The organism is Enterococcus sp. AZ194 (genome assembly GCF_051713825.1).
In the GTDB taxonomy this organism is placed as follows: domain Bacteria; phylum Bacillota; class Bacilli; order Lactobacillales; family Enterococcaceae; genus Enterococcus_K.
Genome location: NZ_JBIOQR010000001.1, coordinates 681,992 through 704,892, shown reverse-complemented (window position 1 = coordinate 704,892; position 22,901 = coordinate 681,992). Strand labels below are relative to the sequence as shown.

At 39.0% G+C, this 22,901-nt stretch carries 20 protein-coding genes; 6 read left to right on the top strand and 14 right to left on the bottom strand.

What is annotated here, in order from left to right; all coding sequences use genetic code 11:
• Window positions 1–40: 40 nt before the first annotated feature.
• The 5 genes from IGI37_RS03385 to IGI37_RS03365 all read right to left on the bottom strand — a co-directional run bounded on the left by IGI37_RS03385 (window position 41) and on the right by IGI37_RS03365 (window position 6,186).
• On the bottom strand, window positions 41–2,071 hold the full coding sequence (locus IGI37_RS03385) for an immunoglobulin-like domain-containing protein (protein WP_438760005.1): 2,031 nt from the start codon (window positions 2,069–2,071) through the stop codon (window positions 41–43).
• Between the two features lie 282 nt (window positions 2,072–2,353).
• Window positions 2,354–2,755 (bottom strand): transcriptional regulator Spx, encoded by a 402-nt coding sequence (spx, locus tag IGI37_RS03380; protein ID WP_161842773.1) that lies wholly within the window; start codon window positions 2,753–2,755, stop codon window positions 2,354–2,356.
• A gap of 219 nt (window positions 2,756–2,974) precedes the next feature.
• A complete protein-coding gene (locus IGI37_RS03375) occupies window positions 2,975–3,223 on the bottom strand; it encodes a GlsB/YeaQ/YmgE family stress response membrane protein (RefSeq protein ID WP_438760004.1) in 249 nt (82 codons plus the stop codon).
• Window positions 3,224–3,962: 739 nt separating this feature from the next.
• Window positions 3,963–4,661, bottom strand: a complete 699-nt coding sequence (locus IGI37_RS03370; RefSeq protein WP_438760002.1) for a response regulator — start codon at window positions 4,659–4,661, stop codon at window positions 3,963–3,965.
• Window positions 4,639–6,186, bottom strand: coding sequence for a PAS domain-containing protein (locus tag IGI37_RS03365; protein WP_438760000.1), 1,548 nt, complete (start codon window positions 6,184–6,186; stop codon window positions 4,639–4,641). The genes IGI37_RS03370 and IGI37_RS03365 overlap by 23 nt, the downstream gene beginning before the upstream one ends.
• A 157-nt stretch (window positions 6,187–6,343) precedes the next feature.
• Between IGI37_RS03365 and IGI37_RS03360 the strand changes: the two genes are divergently transcribed.
• Together IGI37_RS03360 and IGI37_RS03355 are read left to right on the top strand one after the other, a co-directional pair.
• Window positions 6,344–7,669 (top strand): 2-hydroxycarboxylate transporter family protein, encoded by a 1,326-nt coding sequence (locus IGI37_RS03360; RefSeq protein ID WP_438759999.1) that lies wholly within the window; start codon window positions 6,344–6,346, stop codon window positions 7,667–7,669.
• 215 nt (window positions 7,670–7,884) lie between these two features.
• Window positions 7,885–9,048 (top strand): NAD(P)-dependent malic enzyme, encoded by a 1,164-nt coding sequence (locus tag IGI37_RS03355; RefSeq protein ID WP_438759998.1) that lies wholly within the window; start codon window positions 7,885–7,887, stop codon window positions 9,046–9,048.
• A gap of 109 nt (window positions 9,049–9,157) precedes the next feature.
• On the opposite strand, the gene IGI37_RS03350 is transcribed toward IGI37_RS03355, so the two are convergent.
• Entirely contained in the window at window positions 9,158–10,180 is a 1,023-nt protein-coding gene (locus IGI37_RS03350; protein WP_438759997.1) for a glycosyltransferase family 4 protein, read from the bottom strand.
• A gap of 286 nt (window positions 10,181–10,466) precedes the next feature.
• On the opposite strand from IGI37_RS03350, the gene IGI37_RS03345 reads away from it, so the two are divergent.
• Window positions 10,467–11,441, top strand: coding sequence for a diacylglycerol/lipid kinase family protein (locus IGI37_RS03345; protein WP_438759996.1), 975 nt, complete (start codon window positions 10,467–10,469; stop codon window positions 11,439–11,441).
• 92 nt (window positions 11,442–11,533) lie between these two features.
• Here the strand turns inward: IGI37_RS03345 and recD2 are convergent, their stop codons facing one another.
• From recD2 to IGI37_RS03325, 4 genes are all read right to left on the bottom strand, one after another.
• A complete protein-coding gene (gene recD2, locus IGI37_RS03340) occupies window positions 11,534–14,122 on the bottom strand; it encodes an SF1B family DNA helicase RecD2 (protein WP_438759995.1) in 2,589 nt (862 codons plus the stop codon).
• A 24-nt stretch (window positions 14,123–14,146) separates the two neighbouring features.
• Window positions 14,147–14,791, bottom strand: a complete 645-nt coding sequence (locus IGI37_RS03335) for a histidine phosphatase family protein (protein ID WP_438759993.1) — start codon at window positions 14,789–14,791, stop codon at window positions 14,147–14,149.
• A 215-nt stretch (window positions 14,792–15,006) separates the two neighbouring features.
• Window positions 15,007–15,513 carry a tRNA (uridine(34)/cytosine(34)/5-carboxymethylaminomethyluridine(34)-2'-O)-methyltransferase TrmL gene (gene trmL / locus IGI37_RS03330; protein WP_438759992.1) on the bottom strand — a complete coding sequence of 169 codons (507 nt, stop codon included), beginning with the start codon at window positions 15,511–15,513 and terminating at the stop codon, window positions 15,007–15,009.
• Window positions 15,514–15,734: 221 nt separating this feature from the next.
• Window positions 15,735–16,592: a methyltransferase domain-containing protein gene (locus tag IGI37_RS03325; RefSeq protein WP_438759991.1), complete on the bottom strand. Its 858-nt coding sequence runs from the start codon at window positions 16,590–16,592 to the stop codon at window positions 15,735–15,737.
• 103 nt (window positions 16,593–16,695) lie between these two features.
• Here IGI37_RS03325 and IGI37_RS03320 point away from each other — a divergent pair, with 103 nt between their 5' ends.
• On the top strand, window positions 16,696–17,340 hold the full coding sequence (locus IGI37_RS03320; protein WP_438759990.1) for a copper homeostasis protein CutC: 645 nt from the start codon (window positions 16,696–16,698) through the stop codon (window positions 17,338–17,340).
• Window positions 17,341–17,482: 142 nt separating this feature from the next.
• On the opposite strand, the gene mgtE is transcribed toward IGI37_RS03320, so the two are convergent.
• The 4 genes from mgtE to IGI37_RS03300 are packed head-to-tail and all read right to left on the bottom strand — an operon-like array spanning window position 17,483 to window position 21,244.
• Window positions 17,483–18,847 (bottom strand): magnesium transporter, encoded by a 1,365-nt coding sequence (gene mgtE / locus IGI37_RS03315; RefSeq protein ID WP_438759989.1) that lies wholly within the window; start codon window positions 18,845–18,847, stop codon window positions 17,483–17,485.
• A 23-nt stretch (window positions 18,848–18,870) separates the two neighbouring features.
• The gene (locus IGI37_RS03310; protein WP_438759987.1) at window positions 18,871–19,764 is read right to left on the bottom strand and encodes an RluA family pseudouridine synthase; all 894 of its coding nucleotides are present in this window, start codon (window positions 19,762–19,764) and stop codon (window positions 18,871–18,873) included.
• Between the two features lie 3 nt (window positions 19,765–19,767).
• Window positions 19,768–20,565, bottom strand: coding sequence for an NAD kinase (locus IGI37_RS03305; RefSeq protein WP_438763572.1), 798 nt, complete (start codon window positions 20,563–20,565; stop codon window positions 19,768–19,770).
• 13 nt (window positions 20,566–20,578) lie between these two features.
• A complete protein-coding gene (locus IGI37_RS03300) occupies window positions 20,579–21,244 on the bottom strand; it encodes a GTP pyrophosphokinase (RefSeq protein ID WP_438759985.1) in 666 nt (221 codons plus the stop codon).
• Window positions 21,245–21,445: 201 nt separating this feature from the next.
• Between IGI37_RS03300 and IGI37_RS03295 the strand changes: the two genes are divergently transcribed.
• Window positions 21,446–22,033: a CYTH domain-containing protein gene (locus IGI37_RS03295; RefSeq protein WP_438759984.1), complete on the top strand. Its 588-nt coding sequence runs from the start codon at window positions 21,446–21,448 to the stop codon at window positions 22,031–22,033.
• Window positions 22,034–22,137: 104 nt separating this feature from the next.
• Window positions 22,138–22,788 (top strand): ClpXP adapter SpxH family protein, encoded by a 651-nt coding sequence (locus IGI37_RS03290; protein ID WP_438759983.1) that lies wholly within the window; start codon window positions 22,138–22,140, stop codon window positions 22,786–22,788.
• Window positions 22,789–22,901: the final 113 nt, after the last annotated feature.

The window sequence follows — 22,901 nt, the reverse complement described above, 5'->3', positions numbered from 1 at the left end:
TATCTCTATCAATCTAATCAGAGCTGAGTAAAGTGAGACTCTACCCTTTTCTACGTCTTTTCAGGAAGAATGCCGCTAATACAGCGAACACTCCTACTACAGAAAGAAGTTGTCCATCATTTTGTGTCCCTGTTTTAGGTAATTGTTTTGTCGATTTTTTGATGGCTTTTGTTTGTGTAACAGTTGCTTTTTTATTGTTTGTTGTCTTTTTATTATTTGTTGCTTTGGGATCCTTGTCCGTTTCAGTTGTTTCTTCTGAATCTTTCTGTTCTTTTTCTGAATCTTTCTCCGCTTCTTTTCCTGGCTTTTCCTCATCCACTGGTTTTTCCAAGACTGTCAACGTCATTGTCATTTTTACTTCTTGCCGCCCTTCATTTGCGGCTAAGTATTCAATGGTGTGAACACCTGGTTCAACCAATGTATTATCCAGTTTATTTACGAGAATTTTTCCACTTGAAACAACAAATCCAACGTACGTTGCATTCTCTGCTTTTGCCCAACTTAAAATCATCTCTTCAGTTAAGACATCACCCACATACATCACTTTTTCAGCTGGCACTTTAAGCGTTGGTGCTGGATACTTGGAAATGGTTAATGTAATCACTTTTGTTCCCGTTTTACCAGCAGAATTTGTGTAAGAATAGGTGATGGTGTAGGTCGAACCAACTGCTTTTGTATCAATTTTCCCTTCGGCTACTGTGTACTCTTTCACCGCTAAGTTTTCACCATCTACAACGTCATTGGCTTTCGCCCAACCTAAAATAGTTGCATCCGTTAGTTTTGTTCCCGCTACAACTGTTTGATTTGAGGCCACAATCGTTGGCTCACTTGCTTCCACTACCGTTACGTTAGCTGTCGCTGTTGCCACTGAACCTGTCGAATTTTTCGCAATATAGTTCACTGTATAGACACCTGGTGTTGCCGTATCAACCGCTCCCGTATAGAAAATTCCTGTGTCTTTAGTCACATCATAACTACCTAATGCTTGACCTGTCGCTTGATCGACCGCAGTAACTAAGCTTAACGGATCAACTGCTTGTCCCACATAAATCGTTTTATCCGTTGCTTTGATAGTTACACCTGCGATAACTGTCACTTTCACTGTCGCTTCTGTCACAATGCCTGTGGTTTTATCTTGAACAACAATTGTCACTGTATAATTTCCAACAACCCCGCCACCTGCAGAACCAATCGTTGCAATATCATATGTTGAAGGATCCGCTACAGTACCGTCACTTTTTGTCACTTTCACTCCAGCAAGAATTTTTGCACGCACGTCTTCTGAATCCGTGACCGTTACATCCTTTACAGAAATCTTTAAGGCTTTGCCATTTGCTTTCTCATCGTATACATAAACATCCACTGTTTTTGTTGCGGTGATTCCAGCCGAATTTGTGACTGAATATGTAATTTTATAGCTACCTACTTTATTCACATTCACGTTATTTGTTTGAGTAATTTTGCTTGTAAGGTCTCCATCCTTATCATCCGTTGCGTGAACTCCTGCCAGCGGATTGAACGGGCCACCTAACTTGATTGTTTTCGCTGCTAAACCAGAAAAACGAGGTTGGTTTGCCGCCGCTGGTTCATCTGGAAGGACAATTCCTACTTCTGGTGGTGCCGGTTGAGAAGTAGCTGCTTCTGGTTGTGCTACTTCTGGAGTTGCTTCGTTAGTTGGTGCTTCGTTCACTGGTGCTTCGTTCACTGGTGCTTCACTCGCTGATGGTTCTTCAGATTCTTGTACAGCTGGTGCCGCTTCTCGTTCAGTCGTTGCGTTTGTCTCTTCTGTTTGAGAAGCTGTTTCTGGCTGGCTAGACTCGCTAGTTGTCGTTTCTTTCACGGTTTCTTTGGTTGCTTCTTTTGTTGCCTGTTCTTTTTCAGCAACCTCTTCCACTGAAAGCTTTTCAGCATACGCTTCTTCAGAATGAACCGTTTCAGCTAAAACTGATTCCGTTGTTGGCTGTTCCTCCACTGTATTTGTTATTGATTCCGCAATAACTGTTTGTGTGTTCAATAATGTTGGTGCTATTAACGTAAGCAATGACACCACTGCAAGTTTTTTGCTTTTCATTTAAGTCTCCTTTTCCTCTTTATATTTACCATGTTATTTTAACATAAATCTTTTCCTCTTGCTATATTTTTTTAAAACCATAGTTATTTTAATAAAGTGTCCTAGAAAAACATTTAGAAGTTCAAGAATTTTAAAACTAGAATCTCATTTTTTCACTAACTTATAACTCCCTTTAAAAGACAAAAAAAACTCCTTCGAGATAAGCCAAAATTTCAAAAAATTCGGAAAATATTTTTTTGAAATTTCTCTTATCCCTCGGAGTTAATCGTTCTAGTTCACTCTTTATTCATAGGCAAAATATTTTTGACGCTCTTTGAAAATCACATTTCTAACTTCTCTTGGAATAAAACAATGAATGTCATCTTCGTTATAACCAATTTGCAAACGTTTTTCGTCGATAATGATAGGGCGACGTAACAAGCCTGGATTTTCTTCAATCAATGTCAATAATTCACCTAAAGGCAAGTCATTGATATCAACGGTTAATTTTTCATAAACCTTTGAACGAGTAGAGATAATATCTTCCGTTCCGTTTTCAGATAATGCTAGAATTCGTTTTAATTCTTCTCTTCTCAATGGTTGAGAGAAGACATTTCTTTCTGTAAATGGTAGTCCTTGTTGAATTAACCAAGCTTTTGCTTTTCTACATGATGTGCAACTAGGTGTTGTATATAAAGATATCATGATTTTACACTCCTTTAAATAGTTCCTGTTTGTCCTTTTATGTAAGAGATGTTCCTGTTTTACATCTCTCTTTTTTACATCTTTAACCAAAAAATGTTTTGACCAATATTTATATATTTATTTTTTTTGTGAATCATTATCTGTTAAAACTTCTCTAATTTGTCACTTTATCTATTGGGTCCTCGATTAATCTAACTGTTCTCCCTCACATAACTTGTCTTAATCTCTTGCCCGTCCAAAGAAAAATGAAACAATTGCAACTAATATGACCGCACCGATGATAGATGGGACAATTGCCATATCAGCGACGTGTGGTCCCCAGCTTCCCAAAAGTTTTTCTCCAATGAATGAGCCGACTAGACCAGCTACAATGTTAGCAATCCAACCCATTGAATTTCCTTTATTTGTAATTGCTCCCGCGATCATCCCAATAACGGCTCCTACAATCAGTGTCCATAATAAATGCATCCTCTTGTTCCTTCCTTCTAACTCATTTTCATCTCAATGACTAGCAGTCCAATTTATTCTCTTGAATTATTTTCTTCGTTATTTTAAAAAATAACAAGAAAGACCATTCATCAAAAACTGCCCTGTTAACTGTACACAGAAAGTCATTTTTTTGTGAATCTGGCATTTTGATTCTTAAACTAGGTGATGATTGAATAACTCTTCAATACAAACAATTTAGATGATTTGGCACCCCTCGCTTTCAAACCAGTTTTGGAAACTAAGTTACCGAAACAGGATAATTTTATGTCTGAATACATTGTTGCAAACTTTCGCAAAAAACACAAATAAAAGCCTTTGAAAAACGAAAAAAAATTCTCTTTTTGTTCATTTTCTACTTATAAATTTGTCTTTTTTAACAAATGCTCGTTATCATCCATTATCTTTTAATCATGAATTGCTGATTTATCGGCGTTTGTATAAATCTATCGGTATTTTTATAATAATCCGAGTTTTTTTCATCTATTAAATAAATTTTCTCTTACTTTGATTTTTTCATTCAAAAATAAGAAGAAATAATTTTTTTCTATCTCTCTATAAAACAAGGGAAAATCCCATTATATCAGTTCAAAAATAATTATTAAAAAAACACTCCGCCACAAAAAAATCCAAGCGAACACTTTTTTAGTATTCGCTCGGATTTTTATCCCTTATGCTCTATTTACAATCGTCGACCTTTTAATGATTAAATTGTTCTTATTTAATCTTTCATTTGATACACTTGATACGGTCTACCAATTTTCAGATACACGCTATGACTTTCTAACACACCCTTTGTCTCGAGAAACGTCAGATATTTTCGGACAGATACATGGGAAAGGTTACTAGCCTCAGCTAACTCTTGGGCTGTGAACTGTTGTGGTAACTTAGCCATCGTCTCAATCAGTAAATGCAGAGTAGAACGAGTAAGTCCCTTCTCAAGCGGTAATTTCTGCCACTCCACTCGCTCCGATTCATTTGAATTAAGCGACTGCTTGAATAAATCATCAATCGTCTCTTGAGAAATCGTCTGAATGGTAGCAGACAGCTTAATTTGTTTTTCTTGAAATACCTGAACACTTTGAGCAAACCGTTCAAATGAAAAAGGCTTCACTAGATAATCGAGGACACCTAGATGTAGACTTTGTTTGACAATCTCTCTATCATTTGCCGCTGTGATAAAAATGACCTCGACATCGATTTTCTCTTCTCGAACTTTTTTCAGATAACTTAAGCCACTACCATCCTGCAAATTCAAATCCAACAACACGAGCGCAGGTGGCTCTTTTTGAGTTAATTCGAGCCCTTCCTTGATGGTTTCTGCTATCGAGATAGATTCAAAACCGCCCATCTTTTCCAAATACTTCTGATGGATAAACGAAACCATTGGATCATCTTCAATAATTAATACGTTTGTCATCTTGTACTCCTTCATAGTGAACTGTCATAATCATTAACAACCAATTGTCTTGCTGATTTTCCCAGTGAATGTCCCCCTTAGCCTTTTTTAAAAGGGTCGTCAAATAAGAGCTGAAAAACGCCAATTCAAATTGTTCTAGCTGTTTTTTGGAATAGGCCAATGAAAAGGTTGTTAGTAAGGTTTTCTCTTTGTACTCTATCCTTTGCCCAATTTCTTCAGGGAGCGTTTGCGCCATAAAAAAGCGATTGATATAACGATACAAAGCTAATAAATTCTGTGTATCCGAATCATGGGCATTCGGTGGGATTTCAGGGTAAATCTCGACAATTAATTGTGTCTTTAGCTCACTGAATTTCAAACGCTCCCCAATTAAAAACCCAGCCAAAACAGGATTTCTGACAAGAATAGCTAGACGTTGTGCAAATTCTTTTTCAGGCTTGAGGATATCTACTAAGTATCCTTTTAAAGCTTCGTAGTCTTCCAAATCAACCAACCCATAAATGACATGCATTTTATTCATAAATTCATGGGATTGACTTTGTAAAGCCGAAGCATAAGTTGTGGTACTCACTAGCTGCTCAGCAACAATAAAGGTTTCTGTCGCATTTTTTAAGAATACGACATGCCCAATGTCCTTTTTTCTAACCCTAATTGGTGCAATAGAAACAAAATAATCTTGGCCATTTTGTTGATAAAACTGCTCTGTTTTAGACTCGACCGTTAATTTTTCTAAATGAAGAACTAATTCTGAGAGCGCGCGTCCGACCAGCTCTTCTTGATTTGTCATTCGCTGAAACATGCTTGTTGCTTCGATGTTTGCCAATAGAATGGTTCCTTCGCGATCAATGACAACAATCGCATCTTTCGTTTCTTCTAACATGGCATTGCGCTCCTCCAGTAGACGCGCAATTTCTTGCGGTTCCAGGTCGTGTAATTGTTTCTTTAAATAATAAGAAACGGCAATAGCTAAAAACAACCCAAAACCAACACTCAAAACTAGGCTCATCGTATAATCTTTTTTGGTTCGATTAATCAAGCTGGATAGCGAGGTCAGTTTAATCCCCATTGAGACTACTCCAATCTGTTGGTCACCGTCAAAAACTGGAACAAACCCTCTAAGAGACTCACCTAAGCTTCCTTCACTGATAGAAACATGTTCGTTTCCTTCTAAAGCGGGCAGCTCATCACCCCCTTCAAAATGTTTGCCTATTTTCCATGAATCAGGATGGGTGAGACGAATTCCTGACATGTCCATAATAACCACAAAATCTAACCCATGGATTTCGCTGACTTGGACTGTATATTTTTCTAAAGCCTCTGTCGTCTGATTGTTTTTTAAAGCAGTAATCACCTGCTCTTCCACAGATAATTGCCTTCCTAATGCAAGCAAAGAATTTTCTTGATTCTTTCGGACTTCTTTAATTGTTTGTTTGGTCATAACGCCATACAAAAAGGTAATCATTACGATGAGTGTCGTAATAAAAACGACGGAAAGTAAGCGCCATAGTTTTGCCCCTTTTTTCATCACAAACTCCTTTGATTTTCTACTCAAAGTATAGCATAAGAAGCTTCTCACACTTGGTTAAAGAACTTGTGTTTAGTTAAATTAATTAAATAAGCTATTTTTCAGAAAACGATTTCAATAAGATGAGGGTGTAAAGAAAAACAAGGAGGCAATTCATATGGAAAAAAAGATCACAACTGACGTACCAATTAAGCCAGGATGGTTCAAAAAAATGAAGGAGGTGCGGATTGGTTCTGTTTCGTTACCTGTCTATCTCGTAACTTCAGCAGTCATCTTAATAACCGCACTATTAGAGCAGCTTCCAGTCAATATGCTCGGTGGTTTTGCAATTATTTTAACGATGGGCTGGTTACTTGGGACAATCGGAGGCAATATCCCTATTCTAAAAAACTTCGGGGGACCAGCAATTCTCTCTTTACTTGTTCCTTCCATCATGGTTTTCTTCAACCTATTAAATGAAAATGTCTTAGCATCAACAGACATTCTGATGAAACAAGCGAATTTTTTGTACTTCTACATTGCTTGCCTCGTTTGCGGAAGCATTTTGGGTATGAATCGTAAAATCTTGGTCCAAGGATTAATGCGCATGATTGTCCCAATGGCCTTAGGGATGATTTTTGCGATGTTAGTTGGAACATTGGTCGGAACGTTACTAGGACTTGGCTGGAAACACAGCTTGTTTTACATTGTAACGCCAGTATTAGCTGGTGGAATTGGTGAAGGCATTCTCCCTTTATCACTAGGTTATAGCGCAATTACTGGCCTTCCTAGTGAACAATTGGTTGGGCAATTAATTCCAGCAACAATTATCGGGAACTTTTTTGCCATCATGTGTTCAGGTCTCTTAAGCCGTCTTGGCGAAAAACGTCCTGAACTGTCTGGTCAAGGAGAGCTAGTCAAAATTAGCGGGGATGATGATTTGAGCGATGCCCTAGCAGAGGACAAGTCACCGATTGACTTAAAATTAATGGGTTCCGGCGTTCTTATTGCTTGTACCTTATTTATCACAGGAAGTTTATTACAACATTTAACTGGGTTCCCTGGACCTGTATTGATGATTATCGCAGCAGCTTTCTTAAAGTATTTGAATGTCGTCCCTAAAGAAACGCAACGTGGCTCTAAACAATTATACAAATTCATTTCTGGAAACTTTACTTTCCCGTTAATGGTCGGATTAGGTATGCTTTATATTCCATTAAAAGACGTAGTTGGCATGTTAACCTGGCAATATTTTATCGTGGTTATCAGTGTTGTCTTTACCGTCATCGCGACAGGCTTTTTCGTTTCACGATTTATGAATATGAATCCCGTTGAAGCAGCAATTGTTTCTGCCTGTCAAAGTGGAATGGGGGGCACCGGGGATGTAGCTATTTTGAGTACCGCAAACCGCATGAATTTGATGCCGTTTGCTCAAGTAGCAACACGTTTAGGCGGCGCAATTACCGTAATTTCGATGACAGCTATTTTCAGAATGCTATTTTAGGGTATACTAATACTTATCAAAGATAGATAATGAGAAAACAAGTGGATCAGCCACACATTTTACGCAGCTACAAATAGATTCCAATTGAAGTCTGCTTCATACGGTGCTCTGCTGAAATTGTCTTAGTTAACAAATGAACACGGACAGAGCACCGCGGAATTTATCTTATTTGTACCAAATTTATACTAAATTAAAAAAACTCAGGAGGAACGAGCATGTCAAACAAAGATGTAAAAGAATTAGCTCTTGAACAAGCAAAAGAATTTGGTGGAAAATTAGCAGTCGTGTCAAAAGTTACAATTGATAGTCGCGAAGATTTAAGTATCGCCTATACACCAGGTGTCGCAGCTGTTTCTTCGGCCATTCATGAAAACAAGGAATTAGCCTACGAACTAACGACCAAAAAAAATACCGTTGCTGTGGTCAGTGATGGTTCTGCAGTTCTTGGACTGGGAAATATTGGCCCAGAAGCTGCTATGCCTGTAATGGAAGGAAAAGCCGCTCTATTCAAACGATTTGCTAATGTCGATTCTATTCCGATTGTATTGAACACCCAAGATACGGAAGAAATCATTCGGACAGTCAAAGCGATTGCCCCAACGTTTGGCGGTATTAATTTGGAAGATATTAGTGCACCACGTTGTTTTGAAATTGAGCAACGATTGATTGAAGAGCTTGATATTCCGGTTTTCCATGATGATCAACACGGAACGGCCATCGTTGTGCTTGCTGCTCTTTTTAACAGCTTAAAACTTATTAACAAAACAATTGATGAAGTGCGTGTGGTAATTAACGGTGGCGGCTCAGCAGGTCTTTCTATCACACGTAAATTCTTAGCTGCTGGCGTAAAACATATTACGGTTGTTGACCGCGCAGGAATCATCTGTGAAGGAGATACAACCTTAGCGCCCCATCATTCTGAGATTGCTAAGGTCACCAACCGTGAATACCGCACAGGAGGTCTTAGTGACGCGCTAAAAGGAGCGGATGTTTTTGTTGGCGTTTCTGCCCCAGGTGCCTTAGAAGCTGAGTGGATTAAGCAAATGAATGATAAACCAGTGATTTTTGCAATGGCAAACCCCGTTCCAGAAATTTTCCCGGATGAAGCTATCGCTGCCGGAGCTTACATTGTCGGAACCGGACGCAGTGATTTCCCAAATCAAATCAATAACGTTCTCGCATTCCCTGGTATATTCCGCGGAGCTTTAGATGCTCGTGCCAAAAAAATTACTGTCGATATGCAAATTGCCGCGGCTAAAGGAATTGCTAGCTTAATTGCTGAAGATGAATTATCTGTAACCAATATTATTCCTGATGCATTCAAAGAAGGTGTTGCTGATATCGTTGCGCAAAGTGTCAGCCAAGCAGTCACAAAATAGCTTGTAATAAACAGAAAAAAATCGACCACTGCTAATTTGCTTACTAGCGGTGGTCGAATATTTTTGTATTCCTTTAAACTTATCAACTTTTAACGCTTCATTAAACCGCCTACTTCTTTTTTTCTAGCTCTGTATAAAAGTCTAACCAAGTAGCAGCACAGCTTTCTTCTGAATATTTTTTAGCTGCCGCTCTTGATTTTTCTTTAAATGACAACAACTCATCTGGACTTTTCACTAAATGTGTTAATTTCTCCTGCATCTCAGTGATATCGTCGGCTGTGATAAAGGTCTCTTTTAATATTGAATCATATAATTCTAAATTCCGTAACATAACAGGTGTGCCACAGCTGAATGCTTCCAATATAGACATTGGGAACAATTCATTATAAGAAGGCAATAAAAATAAATCTGCCATATTATAATACTTAACAATCTCTTCTCGTTCAACAATCCCTGTGAAGCGTAAGTTTTTCGGTGGATTTTCATAGATTTTTTGATATTTTTGATACCCATCCGTGATTTTTCCAAATGAGAAACCACCCGCCCAAATAAATTGAACTTCAGGATTTTGAATCGCTAACTGAACAAAATCATCAATTCCTTTTCGCTGTTGGATTTGACCGACACCAAGAACCACAAAATCCTCTGGCAATAAATTTTCTTCTTCACGCCATTTCGTTTTTGTTTCCTCCGTTGCTTCATAAAATACTTTCGGTGAAACAAAGTTGGGAATATAGGTAATCTTTTCTTCACTCACACCTAATGCTACTAACTTCTCTATAAAACTAGGATTTACAACCACTAAATGATCCATTCGTTTATAAAACGACAAAACATACCAGTTAAATATTTGTTGAACAAAAGGAATTAGCTTGATACTTCCTTCTAAGGTTTCTGGAAGAAAATGGACATATCCCAGCTTTACACCTCGATTCCACAAAAATGTTGAAAGGTAATAAAGAAAATCAACTGTATGATAATGAGAAATATCCGCCGCTTTGCAGGTATTAATCTCAATTGAGAATTCTTTAGAAAAATATTTTTTAAGCATCGCTAACAACTCAATATAGGCACTTCCAACTCCTTGCCCCTTGACTTTGTCTGCGGATGAGAACATCGTAATTTTAATCATAAACTTGCTCCTTTTACATTTACAGGTCATTCAGATAGTTAGAATTATCTAGAAAAATAAGACTCATTTTTCACCTTACCAAATAGATACAACTATCAGTGTATCCTAAACCGAAAAAAATTGCTATATAGGAAAGATGAGAACCTCATGAATTCCACTTGTTATTTATCATAATAGACGTATCAGACCAATCAGTAATCGAATTCCTAAGTTTTTTTAATTTTTATCTGACGAACTGTCTGTTATAATGTAAACTTGAGACTTTGCTTATTTTAGGAGGGAAATTATGCAATTCCACTATCATTTTTTAATTAATCCCACTGCTGGAAGTGGCAGTGCTGAAAAAATAGTCAAGCGAATTATTGAGCTGACCTCACAACGAGGGTTTCCCTATACAACCTATTTTACTGAATACGCTGGACATGAACAACGAATAGCCGAACAATTAGCCCAAAATACACTGATTCCTTGGAAATCTGAACATTTAGCCGACTTAGATGAAACCTCCTCTTATCCCTTATTAGTCGTGATTGGTGGGGACGGAACGCTTCATCAAGTCGTGAACGCCTTTTACCGTCTAAATGTAGAGATTCCCGTCGCCTATATTCCTGCAGGCTCAGGAAATGATTTTGCACGCGGGATTGGTTTACCTAAAGAAGCTGAAAAAGCCTTTTGGCAAATTGTTAAAACGCCCTTTCCTCGTGAGGTTTCTATGATCACGTATGACGAGAAAATCCAAGATGAACAAGGCGTTGTCATTAACAATGTCGGAATCGGTTTAGATGCAGCCATTGTGCATGCGACCAATGATTCTGCAACCAAAAAGCGTCTAAACAAATATAATCTAGGTTCATTAGCGTATATCGTTTCTATCATCAAAGTACTATTTACCCAAAAAGGGTTCCCTATCATGGTCGAAATTAATGGTCAGCAAATGAATTTTGCCAAGGCGTTCTTATGTACAACGACCAACCATCCCTATTTTGGTGGTGGTGTTGCCATTGCCCCGACAGCAAATGCTGAAAAAAATCAGCTAGACTTCGTTTTAGTTGAACGAATCAACATTTTTAAGATTTTCTGGTTAATCCTTTTACTTTTGCGCAAAAAACATATGGAATCCAAACATTTCCATCACTTTACTGGCAACAAATTGAGAATTGTCTCCACGATGCCTGAATACGGACAAGCAGATGGGGAAGTCATGGGCTCGCGTTCCTTTGATATTCACTTTGCGCTAAAAAAACAGTGGATTTGGTGTTAGTCTAAAAAATCCTTATAAAAAAATAAAAAAGATTGCGTTTGACCCGTTAAGCATTTCGTGCAGACTGGCTCAGACTCAATCCTTTTTTATTTTTATGCACCCAGAAATTGTTGGGGTGTTACACCGTTCATGCCAATCATCGGATCAACTAGTTGTTTTTGGATTAACTGAAGTGTCAGCACTGTTTCCTGTGGCTGAGTCAGTTCCTCTTCATCAAACAAAGACGGTTCCTCTTTCACCAAATCGTTCCCTTTTGAAACAGGCTGCGCTTCTGAGTAAGTCACCGATTTTGTTGAAGGTGCACTCATTTGTCCAAAAGTTTCGCTCGCTGTAGCTCCTCTACTCCCTCCCATATCCTGACTAGAGAAGGGCTGATCAGAAGAAAGTGATTCTTCATAAACTTCTAATTTGTGTCGTAATGTAAAGGTCATCTCACTAGCCATCAAGATTCGTTGCCTTAAGGTGGTCAAACGGCTCGCAGATTCATGTGTCACACACGTTTGGTACGCTTGCTCTTCCCCCAACAAAATTAACATCTCTTTACTTCTAGTAATCGCCGTATACAGTAAATTCCGTTGAAGCATTCGTTGGAATTGATGAACCATGGGTAAGATAACCATCTTAAACTCACTACCCTGCGATTTATGAATAGAGCAACAATAGGACAGCGTAATTTTGTTCCATTCGTTGCGTTTATACGAGACCTCATTGGCGTCAAATTGGATCACCAATTCATCCACCTTATCGTCCGAATCCTTTGCGTAGATAATTCCAGTAATCTGCCCCATATCGCCATTAAACACGTTCAGCTCGGGCGAATTGACCAATTGTAGAACTTTATCCCCAATCCGATAAACTGATTCATTCCATTTTACTTCTTTTTTCTTGCCATTATTTGGATTAAAAATCTCTTGCATCATCTTGTTCAAGGCATCAATCCCTGCCGGCCCCCGATACATTGGCGCCAACACTTGAATGTCTTGCGCGGTAAAACCTCGTTCTTTGGCCTTCCCCACAATTTGCGAGATGAGCGGTTCAATTTGATACGCATCACTTCTGAAAAAAGAACGATCCTTTTGATTTTTTGTAAAATCAACTGGCAAACGCCCTTCTTTAATCTCATGAGCGAGTGGAATAATACTTGAGCCATCGCCTTGTCGATAAATCTCCGTCAACTCCATTTTGGGAATCTCTTCTATTTGAAGAAGGTCATGCAGGACTTGACCTGGCCCCACAGAAGGCAGTTGATCCTTATCCCCCACAAAAATAACTTGCATGTTTGTAGGGATAGCTTTAAACAAGGTATTCGCAAGCCACGTGTCGACCATCGACATCTCATCAACAATTAATAGGCCGCCTTCAAGCTCTTTGGTACTCACGCTAGGGCTTTTTTCATGACCATTTAAGCCTAACAGTCGATGAATCGTTCCAGAAGGTAGGCCCGTCGTTTCGTTCATTCGTTTCGCCGCGCGTCCAGTTGGTGCCGCCAGCAAAATCGGAAACATTTCTTGCGTGTATTTGGTTGGGTCTAACTCCAACCCATTCAATTCAGCAAACAAATTAACAATCCCATTGATGACGGTCGTTTTTCCCGTCCCAGGCCCACCTGTTAAAATAAACAACGGTGAACAAATCGCTTCTTCAATGGCTTTCTGCTGAGAAGCGCCATAGCTAATAGACAATTGTTTTTCAAGCAACCGAATCGTCTTCTTAATTTCTTTTTTCTCATATTTGATTTGTTTTTTCCGTGATAATAATCGATGAATCGAACTGCCAATTCCTAACTCGGAAAAATACAAACTATTCTCATAAAGTTTGGTCTCTTCTTGTTGAATTTTATTCTCTTCCACCAGCTCAAGAATGACATTAGCAACCTCATCCGGAACAATTTCAACCGGCCGACTTGTTTCTAACAGGCGAATAGTTTGTTCTAACAAGTGTTTTGCTTCTATATACGTATTCCCCGTTTGAACCGATTGTTGAAATACCTGATGTAGGACAGCCGCACGGATTCTTTGTGGCGACTGTGCGCCAATTCCTAGCTGTTCGGCCAAATTATCTGCTCGTTTAAAGCCGACTCCTTCAATATCCTCAACTAGCTGATAGGGGTTTTCATGAATAATGTCCAAAGCCTCATTTTGATACACTTTATATATCGCAAATGATAGCTGACTCCCGAAACCGTAACGATTCAACCCCACGATAACTTGATCCATCCCGTGGTTTAAACGAATCGTCTCAACAATCACTTGTCGTTTTTTTTCATTTAATGCTGGAAGCTGCTTTAGAACATCGGGTTCTTCAATAATTCGCTCAATCGCATCTTCTCCCAAAATTTCAACAATTTTTTCAGCCGTCTTTTTTCCAATTCCTGGGAACTTGTCACTCGACAAATAATTCACCAACCCATTGGCTGATGTAGGCCGTTCTTGTTGATAACGATCCACCTGTAGCTGGCGACCATAACGTGGATGGTCCACAAATTCTCCATAAAAACGATAGCTTTCTTCTTCTTGAATTTCACCAAAACTTCCCGTCACCACAAGTTCTTTTTCTTTGTAGTCTATATTCGTATCCGTTACTCGGATTAACAGAACTTTATAAAAATTACTAGGGTTTTGAAAGAAGATAGCGGCCACATTACCAACTATGTACTTCGCTTCTAACGCTTCAGTTTGCATGTTCTCGCCTCCAGAAAGTCCTATCTAGTCTTTATCTAAAAACCGGACGTCATTCCACCGCTTCATCTGATAAGAAGCACTCGTTTGATTTGTGGATGCCGTCTCCTCTATAATCGTCAAACTACTATTTAATAATCCGCCCTCTTCACGTAACTTTTCCAGAGGTTTTCCGACCATATGTTGGATTGCCGCTGTCAGTATCGCTCCATGACTAACAAATAATAACGGCCCATCATTCGCAGCAGCAACGGCCTCGTTGACGACCTTCTCAATACGTTTGATAGCTGCCGGAATCGGTTCTGCTTGATATGGAGTTGGATCATATTTTTCTAAATGATAACGCAGATAATCTAAGTTTTCGGCTTCTGTTTCACGTAATTTTTCGATAGATTGACCTTCTAATCTGCCTAATCCCAACTCACGTAAATCATCTGTGTAAACAATTTCGACAGGATGGTCCAACTCGGCAAGTATCCCCATAGCTGTATCTCGCGCGCGTTTTGAAGTGCTTGAATAAATCTTCTCAAACGGAACTTCTTTGACCAACTGACCGAAGGCTTTTATTTCCTCATAACTTTCAGGAAGCAACGGGGAATCTCCACTCTGCCCTTGAAATCGTTTCTCTTGGTTCCACTGGGTTTTCCCATGTCTTGTAAAATATAGTTTCATCTGAATGCCTCCGTATCAGTCAACAAAGCAAACAAAAGATTCCTCTATCAGCTATACGTTACTGACACTCTAGCGGTCAACAGCGTAAGTCTAAAGAATCCTCTTCAGTCAAGCTTTTCATTTTATAATTTAGGGGCTTCAGCCAACCTCTGCCTGAGCCCCGTTCTTTTTTTATTTTAGCATACATTCACTCATTGAAATCAACAATTTTAGAATTAATCTAATTTGTCCTTTTCATAGTGATGTTGCAGCTCCAGTTTAGGAAAGGCCTGTTGTCTAAGTGCCTCATAGACCACCAAAGCCACTGTATTCGACAAATTAAGCGAACGCACATGTTGATCATTCATGGGAATCCGCAAACATTTTTCTTCGTTGTCGCGCATAAACGTTTCTGGTAGTCCCGTTGTTTCCTTACCAAACATAAAAAAGTGCTCTTCATTATCATTAAATGTCTCTTCACTATAGACTTGATTTGCAAATTTCGTAATCAAATGTAACTTTCTATCACCTAACACCTGTAAAAAGGCCTCTAAACTCTCATGATACGTGATATTTACGTCGTGCCAGTAGTCAAGACCTGCACGTTTCAGCTGTTTGTCATCTGTCGAAAATCCTAAGGGTTCAATTAAATGCAATGGAGAGTTTGTCGCGGCACATGTCCGGGCAATATTCCCTGTGTTCGCTGGAATTTGTGGTTCAAACAAAACAATGTGATTTGTCATAACGTCTACTCCTCTTTTTAACTAATTTTGGCTAGTTTATTTAAATTATTGCATAAAAAAAACGTACCGCCTCGGTGTCATCACTGCGAGTCGTTACGTTAGTGAAGCTCTTCTCACTAACTTTTATCAGAACAGGAACCTGATAAAAACCAATGAAAAAACAACTTGTTGATACTATATCACCAAAATGTCACTTTGACAACCGCAATCTTTAAAAAAACTTAATGAAAACGATTACTATGAGAACCTTTTAATATTTCGATATCTACCGTGACTTTCTCTAGTGGATTTCGTTTCAAATTCTGTTTGATTTCTTCTGAAACGCCCCATTCAAGTGGAGACATCTCTAATAAATCCAAGCGATTCTCTTCAGGAATATCAAACGTATAGGTTATCCGTTTTCGCTCAATCAAATCCATCTCTGCTTGAAACTTATCGACAACGGCCTCGTTTGAATAGCTTTGTTTGGCTTGTTCATTTGGATAAAAGGCCTGACGTAGCTCTGTCAGATAGTTAGTTTGCGGGACCACCTTCAACAGTTGGCCTTGATTCTTTAAGACGCGGTGAAACTCTTTGTAATGAGAAGGTGAAAAAATATTTAGAATGGTTGGAATTGTTTGATCTGAAAACGGCAAGTTAGTCAAATCAGCAACACACCAAAAAGCAGGCATTGGCTGTTGTGTTGCCAAATAAATTCCCTCTTTGGAAATATCAAAACCAATCATTTTTTCTAATGGTTGGCGATTATTTAATTGGTTTAAGAAGCTCCCTTCCCCACAACCAACATCTAGAACAAACTCAGGAAAGTCCATCATACTTGCCAGCTCATCCATCACAGGTGCATACATTCCGGCTTCAATCATCCGGCCTCTAGGGCGAAACATTTCCTTCGTATACTCTGTTTTTATTTGATGATCCAAAAAATAAAGTGTGCCTTTTTTTGATAAATCAAATCGATGCCCTGCCATACAAACAATTGTGTGATTTGTAGTGGTCATCGTTTTGTGGCAGACTGGACAGCGAAAAACCGTCTCATTTTCTTTTAAAAATAGCGCTCCTTGATCAATTTTCTTTAGCATATCCATCTCCCCTTCCACAGACCATCTTACCTTTCTTATTCTTCTTTAGCAATGAAAAAAAGTATGTTACAATGCCTTGGAAGATATTTAGGAGGGAACTACCATGATTAAAGAATTTTGTGCAGAAAATTTCACTCATATCCCAGAAGCGATTGCAAAAGGCGCGGGACGAATTGAATTATGTGACAACCTAGCTGTCGGCGGAACGACCCCTAGTACAGGTGTAATTGAAGAAGCACTAAGTTATGCCGGAGAAAAACATGTACCTATCATGACCATTATTCGCCCTCGAGGTGGAGATTTTATCTTTAATGATATTGAATTAAAAATTATGCATACTGATTTAATCGAAGCAAAAAAATTGGGCACTGACGGAGTTGTCATCGGTTGTTTAACACCTAATAACTGGTTAGACGAAGAAGCCTTAGAAATGCTGATTGACCATGCAGAAGGGCTACAAATCACTTTTCATATGGCCTTCGATGAAATTCCTGTTGCTCGTCAATTTGAAGCAATTGACTGGTTAGCAGAACATGGTGTCCACCGCATTTTAACACACGGTGGCCCTGCCAACACACCTATAGAAGCAAATCTCGAGCACTTACGCGCCTTAGTTGACTATGCCCGTGATCGTTTGATTATCCTTCCTGGTGGCGGTGTTAATTATCAAAATGCAGAGACTGTTGCAGCAGCTCTTGGTGTAAAAGAAATTCACGGAACTAAAATTGTTAAGTTAGAGAATCAGTAAATTCTGGTGAATCAAATGAATAAGAAGATGCAGTAGTATTCTACTAAGTAAACCTTGCTTGTAATAAAAAAGTCGACATGCCCAAAATTGAAAAACAATTTTGTTGCATATCGGCTTTTTTACGCACTCATGCCTCCCAGTTCTAAACCAGGAAATAGTTCATAAACATACTAGCAATACTAAAATAGATTAGTACACTAGTTAAATCACTTAACGTCGTAATAAAAGGACCACTGGCGACTGCCGGATCAAAGCCTAGCTTATCCATTAACATCGGAATTAAACTTCCTGCAAGATTCGCTACGGTAATTGCACACAACATGGCCATCCCAATCACAAACCCAAGGATAAAATTCCCTTGCCAAAATCCCACAATAATAAAGATCGTCAGCCCAGTGACAAGTCCTGTCACCAATCCTGTTAGTACTTCACTGAAAATCAGACGAACAAAGTTATTGTCCTTTTCATCTGCAAGTGCTAACCGACGAACCGCAACCGCAAGAGATTGTGTGCCCGCGTTTCCTGCTGTCCCAGTAATCAAAGAAATAAAGACTGCAAGAATGCTCGCCTCACTAACCAAGGCTTCGTAGTGACTAATTAATGTGGCTGTCGACATACCTAAAAAGAGTAACGTAATCAACCACGGCAACCGCCTAGAAGCCGCCTTCAAAGGATTCTCGCTGACCTCCTCCACGTTAACCCCGGCCAAACCAGAGTAGTCACTGGCCGCTTCATCATCGATAACATCGATGATATCATCAACGGTGACAATCCCTAATAGATGATCATCATAATCCGTAACGGGTAAAGCTAAGAAGTCATAATCACGGAAGGTTTGAGCAACGTCTTCTTGGTCATCCCCCACGTGCACAGAAATTACCCGCTCGCTCATCAAATCAGAGATCATCGTGTCATCCTCATTGACAATTAAATCACGCAAAGAGATAACACCCAACAGCTGGTTCTCTTGATTGACCACATAAATATAATAAATAGTTTCGGCAACATCGGCTTCATGTTTTAAGACATACATCGCCGAACGAACCGTTTGATTGGCAACAATGGAGACATATTCAGTAGTCATGATTGACCCGGCTGTGTCATCCTCATAGTGAAGCAAGTCCTTAATTTCACTTGCATCCTCTGTATCCATCAAACTAAGGTATTTAGCAATTTGTTTTTTGTCTAATGTATTTAACAAATCCACCGCGTTATCTGTGTACATCTCTGATAACATTTCCGCGGCATAACTCGGACGCATCTCAGCCAAATAGTCCTTCATGTTTTCATTATCTTCTTCAATAACGTCAAACATGTCCGCCAATTCTTTGGGCGATAGATACGTATAGACGACCAAACGATCTTCATCAGCTAGAGATTGATAGAACTGCCCCTGCTCGTAAATGTGCATCTCCAAAAATCTCTCACGAAATTCCTGGATATTATTTTCCTGCAGATCTTTGAGTAATAAAGCAAATTGTTCTTCTAATTCTTGATTTTCATCCAAATCAATCTCACCTCACTGTTAAATTATTGCACAAATTTTGCCATGTCTTTGGCCATTGGTTGATGAAATGCTAAAGGTTCCCCTGTGAAAGGATGCATAAAACGAAGATCGTAACAGTGCAAGGCTTGGCGCATAATCCCCAAGTCCATTCTTCCTTCATACATTTCATCCCCTAATAAAGGACAGCCTAACGCAGCAAAATGGACACGTATTTGATGTGTTCTGCCTGTATGGAGTTGAATATCCACAAGGGCAACTTCTTTTTGACGTGTCTCTAGCCAATATTCTGTTTTCGCATACTGGCCTTCTTCTACGCCTGTAACTTTTCGTTTTAATAAAGAAGTGTAATCTCGACCGATAGCTTTTTCAATCACCGCATGATTATCGAGCGCTTCAATTGCGCCACTGACTAACGCTTGATACTTTTTAACGAAGGCTTTCTCGCGTAACTGGACATCCAATTTAGCATGGGCAAAGCCGTGCTTAGCAAAAAGCATCAACCCTGTCGTATCACGGTCTAACCGCGTGACCACATGAATGACTTGGTTCACGTACCCTTGTTTTTTATAATAGGCTTTCACTCGATTGGCCATCGTGTAATTGGGATGGTACTGTGCAGGAATCGAAGAGACCCCTGCTGGTTTGTTAACTACTAGTATGTGTTCATCCTCAAAAATAATCTCAATTGGTGTATCATCAACTAAAAGAGTTTCATGTTCTCCTTCATCTGGAATCACAATTGTTACCATATCATTGTAAGAAAGAGAAAACAAGACATTCTCAATTTTTCCATTTACTTTGATTTGCCCACCTTGAAATTTAATTTTTGCTAGTAGCCCTTTGGAGATTCCTTTCTCTTTTAAAAAAGACTTTACTTGCTGTGGTTGTTCTTGTTGAAACTGCCATGAAAATTCCATTATTTACCCCTCACTAATAAATGCATCCTTCACTCGACCCCAAAAATGCATATGACGATAAGAAGCAAAATGAATTCGCTCATCGGCTATACGGTAATAGATAGAAGCAATATTATCTTGTTGGATATCTAGTTGGTCAACGGTCACTAGGTAGTCGCTACTATCTTGTAGCTTGACCTCTAACCACTCTGTATGAGCAATCACAATAGGAGAACCCAATGTTCGAAATACGCGGTTATTCAACGAGGCAATTTCAGCCAATTGAAACGCATTGATACTTGGATGGATAACTGCGCCACCCACACTTTTATTATAGGCAGTTGAACCGGTTGGTGTAGAGATAGAAAGGCCATCCCCACGAAACCGTTCAAACAGTTCATCTTTAATCACAATATCTGCAACCATTGTTCGATTGCCTCTCTTGATTGTAGACTCATTTAAAGCAAGAAAATGCTTATCTGGCTTGCCATCTAAAAAAGTAATTCGCACATCTAATAATGGATAACTGACACTCTCGCCACGATTACTACTTAAACTGATGACCAATTCCTCTAACTCAAAATCACGCCAATCTGTATAAAACCCGAGATGCCCCGTATGCACCCCTAAAAAACTCGCCTCATTCAGACGATGATTATATCGGTGAAAGGCCGAAAGTAGCGTCCCATCACCGCCTATAGAAATCACAAGTTCTGGCTTCTGATCATCAATTTTGATATTGGCCTTATGCAACATTTCTCGCAGTTTCTGTGCGACAATTTGTGATTTTTCTTCATGATTTTGAACAATCGCCACTCTCATACTTACCATGCTGTCACTCCTCTTGGTCTATCGATTTATGATAGTATACATCTTCTGATTTCCCTCGACCATGAGAAAACAGTCTCTGCGCCTCTTGAATTTCTTCTCTAATTGTCGACATTTCCTCATCAAGCTGATACGCAGCTTCTGCCGCCCGTTGCAAACGTTCGCTCATCTCTTCTGGAAAAGCCCCTTGATATTTGTAATTTAACGAATGCTCAATCGTTGCCCAAAAGTTCATCGCTAACGTTCTAATTTGAATTTCAGCAAGAATTTTTTTTTCACCACTAACTAACTGCACAGGATATTCAATAACTAAATGATACGAACGATATCCGCTCGCCTTTTTGTTTGTGATATAATCTCGCTCTTGGATCACCTTCATGTCTTTTCGGTTTCGAATAATCTGCACTACTTGATGAATATCATCCACAAACTGACACATAATTCGTAATCCAGCGATATCCGACATTTCTTCTTCTAAACGTGGCATTGGAATGTGACGTAATTGCGATTTTGTCACAATACTTTCTACTGGTTTCACTCGTCCTGTTACAAATTCTATTGGTACATGCCGATTTTGTTCTCGAAACTGCTTGCGAATCCCACGCAATTTCACTTTTAATTCTGAAACTGTTTGCTCGTACGGTGCTAAAAATGACTCCCAATCTCGTTCCATAATAATCCCTCGACTTATCTTATATGATGCATATATGTTACATTTTAACATAAACTTTACGAAACACTCACTGAATCCGTTCAAGAATTACCAATTTTTACAGAATTCATCTCCAAAAAAAGACAATCAAAAACAAGCCATTTAATTGGCGCAATAATTATAATTATGTAACAATAAATGTAATAAAAGAAAGGGGTCTCCATGAGCGAAAATTTAGAAATTGAATTTAAAACATTGTTAACTGAAACCGACTATCGAATGATTCGTCAGGCGTTTCACTTACGAGATCAAGACTTTCACACGCAAACAAATGTCTATTTTGATAATGAAGCTCATGCACTAAAGAATAATCGGATGGGCTTACGTATCCGATTGTTACCTACTCATGCACAGCTAACTCTAAAGACACCTACCACCAACGACGCGTTACTCGAAACAACCGATGAATTGACGCTCAGTCAAGCACAAGACTACCTTTCAAACGATAGATTACCTAATTTTGGCGCGGTTCATGCTTGTTTACAGCGTTATTCAATCGATAGTCAAACATTACGTTCTATCGGCAAACTCACAACAAAGCGTGCAGAATTTAAAGTTCCTGAAGGTTTACTAGCACTAGATGAGAATTGGTACGGCCACGCACACGATTTTGAACTAGAACTCGAGGTTACGAACTACACGGAAGGGAAAGTCATGTTCAATCGTTTACTTTCCCAATTGTCTGTCACTTATCAACCTGCAAAGAATAAAATCCAACGCATGATGGAAGAAAAAAATTCTACCTTGTAAGAGATACCAAGTCTTTTGGCTTCTTTTTTTCCATTTATTTTGGTAAGGTATATGAGTGATACTGTCGCATTTGTCACACAGAGTCTGTTTTGGGGGAGATTCATTTGATAGAAATTTATTTATTTATTAATCCGTTGGGGAGCATTTGCTATCATACAGAAAAGCAAATTTTAGATTTAGTAGAAAACGGGTCAAAGAAAATTCAATTTCGTTTTATCCCCTTAGTGAATTTACGAACCATTGGGGATTTAATGAAACGCGAAGGCAAGTCACCAAATGATATACACGAAAGAAACCGATTATTCGAGACTATTTTTTCTGCTTCATTAGACTATAAAGCGGCACAGCTTCAAGGGAAGAAAAAGGGACGCCATTTTCTTTTGCGTTTGCAAGAGGCAGTGGGCTGTCATGGAGAAGAGTATTCACCTAAGTTGGTGGAACAGTTAGTCGTTGAAACTGGTGGCGATCTAGAAATGTTCTTAGAAGACCGACAATCAGAATTTGTTAAAGAAGCTTTTTATTCTGATCAACAAATTGCTAGAGAAATGGATATTACGCAACATCCTTCTGCTGTCGTGTACAACTTTTCATACAATCGTGATTTTGGCGTACTTGTGGAAGGGAAAGCTGCCATGAGTGATATCTTTGAGATTTGCCATTCTCCTGAAAATATTTACGACATGCTAGAAAAAGATTACTTTGATAAAGATAAACGACGCATCGGCTCAAACGGACACATGCTCCGTTTAGTATAATTCTGCGTTAAACAAGACGAGGCTGGGACATAACTCTATACGTTATGTCCTAGCCTCTCTTTATCCGAATAAACGGTGGGTACAGAAGCAACGCCATCTTCACTCCGCAAAAA